At 69.8% G+C, this 6,529-nt stretch carries 7 protein-coding genes; all 7 read left to right on the top strand.

The window, feature by feature from the left end:
- Positions 1-220 precede the first annotated feature (220 nt).
- Positions 221-1,330 (top strand): quinone-dependent dihydroorotate dehydrogenase, encoded by a 1,110-nt coding sequence (locus ACGFRG_RS34655; protein ID WP_393270468.1) that lies wholly within the window; start codon positions 221-223, stop codon positions 1,328-1,330.
- A complete protein-coding gene (gene pyrF, locus ACGFRG_RS34650) occupies positions 1,327-2,181 on the top strand; it encodes an orotidine-5'-phosphate decarboxylase (protein ID WP_393270465.1) in 855 nt (284 codons plus the stop codon). Before ACGFRG_RS34655 ends, pyrF begins: the two co-directional genes overlap by 4 nt.
- A gap of 275 nt (positions 2,182-2,456) precedes the next feature.
- Positions 2,457-2,780, top strand: coding sequence for an integration host factor (locus ACGFRG_RS34645; protein WP_188275113.1), 324 nt, complete (start codon positions 2,457-2,459; stop codon positions 2,778-2,780).
- A gap of 38 nt (positions 2,781-2,818) precedes the next feature.
- Positions 2,819-3,412, top strand: a complete 594-nt coding sequence (gmk, locus tag ACGFRG_RS34640) for a guanylate kinase (protein ID WP_361428207.1) — start codon at positions 2,819-2,821, stop codon at positions 3,410-3,412.
- A gap of 27 nt (positions 3,413-3,439) precedes the next feature.
- Positions 3,440-3,712 (top strand): DNA-directed RNA polymerase subunit omega, encoded by a 273-nt coding sequence (gene rpoZ / locus ACGFRG_RS34635; protein WP_003970369.1) that lies wholly within the window; start codon positions 3,440-3,442, stop codon positions 3,710-3,712.
- 78 nt (positions 3,713-3,790) lie between these two features.
- Positions 3,791-5,023, top strand: a complete 1,233-nt coding sequence (coaBC, locus tag ACGFRG_RS34630) for a bifunctional phosphopantothenoylcysteine decarboxylase/phosphopantothenate--cysteine ligase CoaBC (protein ID WP_393270460.1) — start codon at positions 3,791-3,793, stop codon at positions 5,021-5,023.
- Between the two features lie 241 nt (positions 5,024-5,264).
- On the top strand, positions 5,265-6,473 hold the full coding sequence (gene metK / locus ACGFRG_RS34625) for a methionine adenosyltransferase (RefSeq protein ID WP_361428211.1): 1,209 nt from the start codon (positions 5,265-5,267) through the stop codon (positions 6,471-6,473).
- The last annotated feature ends 56 nt before the right edge of the window (positions 6,474-6,529 follow it).

The following is a 6,529-nucleotide window of genomic DNA, read 5'->3' as shown; positions in this document are numbered from 1 at the left end:
GCTACGAAATCCGCACCGCCGCCGTCGCCCGCAGCGTCCCGTGCCTGACCACCGTCCAAGCCCTCGCCGCAGCCGTCCAAGGCATCGACGCACTCAACCACGGTGACGTGGGCGTCCGTTCGCTCCAGGAACACGCGGAACACCTGACCGCGGCCCGCGACTAGCAACCGCCCGAGGGGGACACCGGAAACGGTGTCCCCCTCCGCATGAGGACACCGACATGTACAAGCTGTTCTTCAATCTCGTCTTCAAGCGGATGGACCCGGAGCGGGCCCACCACATGGCCTTCCGCTGGATCCGCCTGGCGGCCCGCGTCCCCGTGCTGCGCACGTTCGTCGCGGCCGTGCTCGCGCCCCGCTACAAGGAGCTGCGCACCGAGGCGTTCGGGCTGCGCATGCACGGCCCGTTCGGGCTCGCCGCGGGCTTCGACAAGAACGCCGTGGCGATCGACGGCATGGCGATGCTCGGCTTCGACCACATCGAGATCGGCACGGTCACCGGCGAGGCCCAGCCGGGCAACCCCAAGAAGCGGCTCTTCCGCCTTGTGCCGGACCGCGCGCTGATCAACCGCATGGGCTTCAACAACGAGGGTTCGGCGGCCGTGGCCGAGCGCCTGGCGGCCCGCAAGGCCGTCTTCCGTACGACGGTCGGCGTCAACATCGGCAAGACCAAGGTCGTACCGGAGGCGGAGGCCGCCGCCGACTACGTGAAGTCGACCGAGCGCCTTGCCGCGTACGCCGACTACCTGGTCGTGAACGTCTCCTCGCCGAACACGCCGGGGCTGCGCAACCTCCAGGCCACCGAGTCGCTGCGGCCGCTGCTGACCGCCGTGCGCGAGGCCGCCGACCGCACGGTCACCTCGCGCCGGGTGCCGCTGCTCGTCAAGATCGCCCCCGACCTCGCGGACGAGGACGTGGACGCGGTCGCGGACCTGGCGGTCGAGCTCGGTCTGGACGGCATCATCGCCACCAACACCACCATCGCGCGCGAGGGGCTCGGCCTGACCTCGGACCCGGCGCTGGTGAAGGAGACGGGCGGGCTGTCCGGCGCGCCGCTCAAGGAGCGCTCCCTGGCGGTCCTGCGCCGCCTCTACGCGCGCGTGGGCGACCGGATCACCCTGGTGGGCGTCGGCGGCGTGGAGAGCGCCGAGGACGCCTGGCAGCGGATCCTGGCCGGGGCCACCCTGGTCCAGGGCTACAGCGCGTTCATCTACGAGGGCCCCTTCTGGGGCCGGGCGATCCACAAGGGCCTCGCGGCCCGGCTCGCCGCCTCCCCGTACGCCACCCTCGCCGAGGCCGTCGGCGCCGACACCCGAAAGGCGGACGCATGAGCACCAGCAGCACCTTGGAGCCGTTCGGCGCGCGCCTGCGCCGCGCGATGGACGAGCGCGGCCCGCTCTGCGTCGGCATCGACCCGCATGCCTCGCTGCTCGCCGACTGGGGTCTGAACGACGACGTCGCGGGCCTGGAGCGGTTCTCGCGCACGGTCGTCGAGGCGCTGGCCGACCACGTCGCCGTCTTCAAGCCGCAGGCCGCCTTCTTCGAGCGCTTCGGCTCGCGGGGCATCGCGGTCCTGGAGAAGACCGTCGCGGACGCCCGGGCGGCCGGCACGCTGGTCCTGATGGACGCCAAGCGCGGCGACATCGGCTCCACGATGGCCGCGTACGCCGAGACGTTCCTGCGGCCGGGCTCGCCGCTGTTCTCGGACGCGCTCACGGTCTCGCCCTACCTCGGTTACGGCTCGCTCAAGCCGGCCGTGGAGCTGGCCCGCGAGAGCGGTGCCGGGCTCTTCGTGCTCGCCCTCACCTCCAACCCGGAGGGCGCGGAGGTCCAGCGCGCGGTACGCGAGGACGGCCGCACGATCGGCGCGACGATGCTGGCGCACCTGGCGGACGAGAACGCGGGCGCGGACCCGATGGGCTCGTTCGGCGCGGTGGTCGGGGCGACGCTCGGCGACTTGTCGACATTCGACCTGGACATCAACGGCCCGCTGCTCGCGCCGGGCATCGGGGCGCAGGGCGCCACGGCCGCCGACCTTCCGGCGGTGTTCGGCGCGGCCGTCCGCAATGTCGTCCCGAACGTCAGCCGGGGTGTTCTGCGTCACGGTCCGGACGCCGGTGCGCTGCGGGAGTCCGCGGCCCTTTTCGCGGACCAGATCCGCACCGCTGTGGCCTCGGCCTGACGTCCTTCGGGTCCGGCATTCGGACTCGGGCGTCGAATGTTGACGCATTCCTTACCCAAAACCGGGGTGTTATGTCGCGAATGTCCTGGTCGGCAGAGGCTGACCAGGACTTTTCGCTTGTTCTCGCTGACTGGAGCGGTCCAGGCCGCTAGTCTCCGACGAGAGCAGCGACGAGCGAACGGGCGTTGTGCGTCGCTCGTTGCTCGCCTGGTGTGGGGCGACTAGGTTCCTCACCGGTCCGTATCCGACAGTTCGACATCCGAGGTGACGTAGGCGTGGCTCTTCCGCCCCTTACCCCTGAACAGCGCGCAGCCGCGCTCGAAAAGGCCGCCGCGGCTCGCCGGGAGCGGGCCGAGGTCAAGAATCGACTCAAGCACTCCGGTGCCTCCCTCCACGAGGTCATCCAGCAGGGACAGAAGAACGACGTCATCGGCAAGATGAAGGTCTCCGCGCTCCTTGAGTCCCTGCCGGGCGTGGGCAAGGTCCGCGCCAAGCAGATCATGGAGCGGCTGGGGATCTCCGAGAGCCGCCGTGTGCGGGGTCTCGGCTCCAACCAGATCGCATCCCTTGAGCGTGAGTTCGGCGGCGCCGGGGCCTGACGTTCCGGGCACCCCCGGGAAGCTGGAATAATCGCCGCATGGCAGTAGCACCCCGGGGGTCATCCCCCGTACCCCCGGACGCACGTCCGCGGCTGACCGTGCTCTCCGGCCCGTCAGGGGTCGGCAAGAGCACGGTCGTCGCTCATATGCGCAAGGTCCACCCCGAGGTCTGGCTCTCGGTGTCGGCGACGACCCGAAAGCCGCGCCCCGGCGAGCGCCACGGCGTCCACTATTTCTTCGTGGACGACGAGGAATTCGACAAGATGGTCGCCAACGGCGAGCTCCTTGAGTGGGCCGAATTCGCGGGCAACCGCTACGGCACGCCGCGCCGCGCCGTCCTTGAGCGTCTGGAGGCCGGGGAGCCGGTTCTCCTGGAGATCGACCTCCAGGGCGCCCGGCTGGTGCGCGAGTCGATGCCGGAGGCGCTGCTCGTCTTCCTGGCCCCGCCGAGCTGGGAGGAGCTGGTCCGCCGCCTCACCGGCCGGGGGACCGAGGCGCCCGACGTGATCGAGCGCCGGCTGGCCGCCGCGAAGGTCGAACTGGCCGCCGAGGCCGAGTTCGATACGACCCTGGTCAATACCTCCGTCGAGGATGTAGCTCGTGAGCTGCTAGCCTTGATGAAAGTTCTTTGATCTTTAATCCCCTTCGGAAGGCAGAGAGTGTCCTCTTCCATCACCACGCCCGAGGGCATCATCAACCCGCCGATTGATGAGCTGCTTGAAGCAACCGACTCTAAGTACAGCCTCGTGATCTACGCCGCCAAGCGCGCGCGCCAGATCAACGCGTACTACTCGCAGCTCGGCGAGGGCCTGCTGGAGTACGTCGGCCCGCTGGTGGACACGCACGTCCACGAGAAGCCGCTCTCGATCGCGCTTCGCGAGATCAACGCGGGTCTGCTGACCTCCGAGGCCATCGAGGGCCCGGCCCAGTAAGGCCTCCGTACGTGTGACCACAGGCCCGGCAGCGCGACTGCCGGGCCTGTGGTGTGTCATTGGGGAGTACGTATCCGAATGCGGGGAGACGCGGTGGACAAGCCGAAGGTCGTTCTGGGGGTCAGCGGCGGGATCGCCGCCTACAAGGCGTGCGAGCTGCTGCGTCGGCTGACCGAGTCCGGGCACGACACCCGGGTGGTGCCGACCGCGTCGGCGCTGCACTTCGTGGGAGCCGCCACCTGGTCGGCGCTCTCCGGGCACCCCGTGTCCACCGAGGTCTGGGACGACGTCCACCAGGTCCCGCACGTCCGGATCGGCCAGGAGGCCGATCTGGTGGTGGTGGCGCCCGCCACCGCCGACATGCTCGCCAAGGCCGCCCACGGCCTCGCCGACGACCTCCTCACCAACACGCTGCTCACCGCCCGCTGTCCGGTGATCTTCGCGCCCGCGATGCACACCGAGATGTGGGAGCACCCCGCGACCCAGGAGAACGTGGCGACGCTGCGCCGCCGGGGCGCGGTCGTCATCGAGCCCGCCGTCGGCCGCCTGACGGGCGTCGACACCGGCAAGGGACGGCTGCCCGAGCCCGCCGAGATCTTCGAGGTCTGCCGCCACGTCTTGCAGAGGCACAGCCTGGCCCGGGGCGCCGGCGAGCGGGATCTGGAGGGCCGCCATGTGGTGGTCAGCGCGGGCGGCACGCGCGAGCCGCTGGACCCGGTCCGCTATCTGGGAAACCGTTCCTCCGGAAAGCAGGGGTACGCCCTGGCGCGCACCGCCGTCGCCCGGGGAGCCCGGGTCACGCTGATCGAGGCCAACACCGGGCTGCCCGATCCGGCGGGCGCGGACGTGGTCCATGTGGGGACCGCTGTGCAACTGCGGGAGGCCGTTCTCAAGGCCGCGTCCGACGCGGACGCGGTGGTCATGGCCGCCGCCGTGGCCGACTTCCGGCCCGAGTCGTACGCCGCCGGAAAGATCAAGAAAAAGGACGGCCAGGAGCCCGCGCCGCTCGCCCTGGTCCGCAATCCCGACGTTCTCGCGGAGCTGTCGGGCGACCGGCCGCGCCCCGGCCAGGTGGTCGTCGGCTTCGCCGCCGAGACCGACGACGTGCTCGCCAACGGCCGCCAGAAGTTGCAGCGAAAAGGCTGTGACCTGCTGGTTGTCAATGAGGTGGGGGAGCGCAAGACGTTCGGCTCGGAGGAGAACGAGGCGGTCGTGCTGGCCGCCGACGGCTCCGAGACCCCCGTTCCGTACGGCCCGAAGGAAATGCTGGCGGACGTCGTGTGGGATCTCGTCGTCCCGCGTTTCGCGTAAATTCACGTTCGCGTCTTCGGGCGCCCGAAACCCGCCAAAATCAGGTACCAGGGACTCTGGTGAGGGCAGATCTTCGTACTGCAGAATGCGGTGTCGCAGGTCACAGAGTTTTCATTGTGCGAGACAAGTGGTCCGTCGACCGGTGCCGACCGATAAACTGGTGGTGGAACGACGCCGGGCGCAGCTCCCGGCCCGTCCCACCCATGATCAGCCAGCAGCCGCTGCAACCCCAGGGAGCGTTGTGTCCCGTCGTCTGTTCACCTCGGAGTCTGTGACCGAGGGTCACCCTGACAAGATCGCTGACCAGATCAGCGACACGATCCTCGATGCGCTTCTGCGCGAGGACCCGACCTCCCGGGTCGCGGTCGAGACCCTGATCACCACGGGTCTGGTGCATGTGGCCGGTGAGGTCACGACCAAGGCGTACGCGCCGATCGCGCAGCTGGTCCGGGACAAGATCCTGGAGATCGGGTACGACTCGTCGAAGAAGGGCTTCGACGGCGCTTCCTGCGGCGTCTCGGTCTCGATCGGCGCGCAGTCGCCGGACATCGCGCAGGGTGTCGACACCGCGTACGAGAAGCGGGTCGAGGGCGACGAGGACGAGCTGGACAAGCAGGGCGCGGGCGACCAGGGCCTGATGTTCGGCTACGCGTGCGACGAGACGCCCGAGCTGATGCCGCTCCCGATCCACCTGGCGCACCGGCTGTCGCGCCGTCTGTCCGAGGTGCGCAAGAACGGGACGATCCCGTACCTGCGCCCCGACGGCAAGACGCAGGTCACCATCGAGTACGACGGCGACAAGGCGGTCCGCCTCGACACGGTCGTGGTCTCCTCGCAGCACGCCAGCGACATCGACCTGGACTCGCTGCTCGCGCCCGACATCCGCGAGTTCGTCGTCGAGCACGTGCTGAAGCAGCTGGTCGAGGACGGCATCAAGCTGGACACCGACGGCTACCGTCTGCTGGTCAACCCGACCGGGCGGTTCGAGATCGGCGGTCCGATGGGTGACGCGGGTCTGACCGGCCGCAAGATCATCATCGACACGTACGGCGGCATGGCCCGCCACGGCGGCGGCGCGTTCTCGGGCAAGGACCCGTCGAAGGTGGACCGCTCGGCCGCGTACGCGATGCGCTGGGTCGCGAAGAACGTCGTGGCGGCTGGCCTGGCCGCCCGCTGCGAGGTCCAGGTCGCGTACGCGATCGGCAAGGCCGAGCCGGTGGGCCTGTTCGTCGAGACCTTCGGCACCGCCACGGTCGACACGGACAAGATCGAGCAGGCCATCGCCGAGGTCTTCGACCTGCGCCCGGCCGCGATCATCCGCGACCTCGACCTGCTCCGCCCGATCTACGCCCAGACCGCCGCCTACGGCCACTTCGGCCGCGAGCTCCCCGACTTCACCTGGGAGCGCACGGACCGCGTCGACGCCCTGCGCGCGGCGGCGGGCCTGTAGTTCCGTAGGTCATACGCCTGTACGACAGCCCCGGACCTGGGTGGTCCGGGGCTGTC

Source organism: Streptomyces sp. NPDC048696, from assembly GCF_043198895.1.
GTDB lineage: Bacteria > Actinomycetota > Actinomycetes > Streptomycetales > Streptomycetaceae > Streptomyces.
The sequence above is the reverse complement of the archived record's forward strand: the minus strand, read 5'-3'. Positions and strand labels throughout refer to the sequence as shown.

Coding starts and splice junctions, on each gene's coding strand:
- ACGFRG_RS34655 (WP_393270468.1), top strand. CDS start 221: ATGTACAAGCTGTTCTTCAATCTCGTCTTCAAGCGGATGGACCCGGAG.
- pyrF (WP_393270465.1), top strand. CDS start 1,327: ATGAGCACCAGCAGCACCTTGGAGCCGTTCGGCGCGCGCCTGCGCCGC.
- gmk (WP_361428207.1), top strand. CDS start 2,819: ATGGCAGTAGCACCCCGGGGGTCATCCCCCGTACCCCCGGACGCACGT.
- coaBC (WP_393270460.1), top strand. CDS start 3,791: ATGCGGGGAGACGCGGTGGACAAGCCGAAGGTCGTTCTGGGGGTCAGC.